At 32.6% G+C, this 1192-nt stretch carries 2 protein-coding genes; both read right to left on the reverse strand.

Going from position 1 to position 1192, the window contains the following annotated elements:
- The coding region (locus tag HMPREF9018_RS01270) for a radical SAM protein (RefSeq protein WP_039863919.1) at nt 1–649 on the reverse strand (649 nt) is incomplete at its 3' end.
- A gap of 68 nt (nt 650–717) precedes the next feature.
- Nucleotides 718–876: a hypothetical protein gene (locus HMPREF9018_RS10950; protein ID WP_157794577.1), complete on the reverse strand. Its 159-nt coding sequence runs from the start codon at nt 874–876 to the stop codon at nt 718–720.
- Between the last annotated feature and the right edge of the window lie 316 nt (nt 877–1192).

The following is a 1192-nucleotide window of genomic DNA, read 5'->3' on the forward strand; positions in this document are numbered from 1 at the left end:
TACGTGTTTTATTATGCGTAACCTTATTACCATCAATTGTTATCTGTAAATAATTAAGTTTTTTAGACTCAAGATATTCACAAATTTCTTGATTTAATAAGTATCCATTTGAAACCATAGAAGAATGGAGCAGTGGAAGTTCGGCGTATTTCTCTACCAAGTCATAAAATTGCTTGATGGTTTTAAATGAAGATAAAGGTTCACCGCCATGCCAGTTTAAAGTAAACCCTTTTTTCTTATCTTTATACATATTGATAAAGTCTATTACCTTCATTTGGGTTTCTACAGACATAGGTTTGGAAGACAATTTATCCTCATAACAATACGGGCAAGCAAAATTACAACCCAATGTTGGACATAAGACAATACCTAATTTACTCTCTTCTGCACATGCATAGCGTTTAGTATATGACAGCTTATTAATATAATCTTTATCTTCATATTCTTTGACGAGAACTTTATTCTTTACAAAATACTTATATGTATCTTCGTCAAGAAGTGCTTCCGCCCTATCTGGATGTTTTTCTACTAAGCACAAAGTTTCATAGGATTCTTTATCCAAGTTTATTAAAGAAAGCATCCTTGTATTATGCAAGCAATATCCAATCTTATCAGAGTGGAATAAAAAATTAAACTGTGACCATTTCATACTTTTTTTATTTATGTAGCGAATAGGAGAAAAATCTCCTATTCGCAATAAACATAATAATAGAAAATTTACTGTAGATTACTATCGCTAACACGAATGTTAGCTGTTTCATCTTTAGATGTAGTTTCTGTTGATGTAGTAGATGTATTTGGCTTGGGCTTTAGTCCACCAGTGTGACAACCTTTAATACAGAAACGTAGTTCTGACGACGTTCCACCTTTAATCATTTCTAAGGATTCGTCTAGCTTATCCTTAGGAGCTACAATTTCATTTATTCCTTAATTCCGCAGCATAAACTCTTGTAAGAGCTCCAAGTGCCTGAGAAACAAAGTTCTCAAAACACTTGGATATGTCAGAAATTTCACCTATCTTAGTGCTGCAAACATAACAAGTAAGTAATGATAAAAAAATAACTTGGTATTTTTTTCTCTCTCTCCATGAAACCATATAGTTCCATTTCTGGAGTTTTTCATCAATTGAATACACTGCTCAAGACCGATGCCTCGGCTCCGAAAATGTACCAAGTTATTTTTTAATCATTAC

Origin of the sequence: Prevotella amnii CRIS 21A-A (assembly GCF_000177355.1) — a bacterium.
GTDB lineage: Bacteria > Bacteroidota > Bacteroidia > Bacteroidales > Bacteroidaceae > Prevotella > Prevotella amnii.

What these genes read in the sequence shown, in the direction of transcription:
- HMPREF9018_RS10950 (WP_157794577.1), bottom strand. Translation starts at nt 876, where the DNA reads ATGATTAAAGGTGGAACGTCGTCAGAACTACGTTTCTGTATTAAAGGT.